This window comes from Flavobacterium aurantiibacter (assembly GCF_002251775.1).
GTDB classification, from domain to species: Bacteria; Bacteroidota; Bacteroidia; order Flavobacteriales; family Flavobacteriaceae; genus Flavobacterium; species Flavobacterium aurantiibacter.
On the sequence record NZ_NOXX01000077.1, the window covers coordinates 1 to 476 of the forward strand.

The 476-nt window shown below is 38.9% G+C and carries 1 protein-coding gene; it reads right to left on the reverse strand.

The annotated features are described in order from the left end of the window. Positions 1 to 5 precede the first annotated feature (5 nt). Positions 6 to 476, reverse strand: a 471-nt coding sequence (locus CHX27_RS00980; RefSeq protein ID WP_243388930.1) for an IS1595 family transposase, incomplete at its 5' end; no start/stop codon positions are given.

Genomic DNA, 476 nt, shown 5'->3' on the forward strand with positions numbered 1-476 from the left:
TTGAGTTATCCATTTGCGTTCCTTATCAAATCAGTATAACTAACTGGCTGAGCTGCTAACATTCGTTGAATGGTTTTATGGAATATGGTTTGTTTGCTCTGTGAGCGATTAATTCTGTAGCAGTATTCATTGAAGTAGCGTTCAATGTGGTCTTTGCTTACATGGGTGGGCACAGTTCGCAGCCATGATTTGACTTGATGAACAATTACGTGTAGTTGTTTAAAGTTCTTGCCTTTATTGGATTCGATTTGCTCGATGTTGTAATCCTTTTTCAACGGAATGTACCCCTTCCATTTGTCAGTTACAACTTTAGCACTGGAGCTGATGTGTTCAGTGAATATGGGCGTGAGAGACTTGGCTGAGTAGTCGTCAATAGCTTTAATATAAACGCGCTTAACTTTTTGTTTTTCAGATAATTCAACAGCCACAACAGCCTTTGTTTTATTGGAATGATAGCTTCTTCCTTGCTTTCCTTC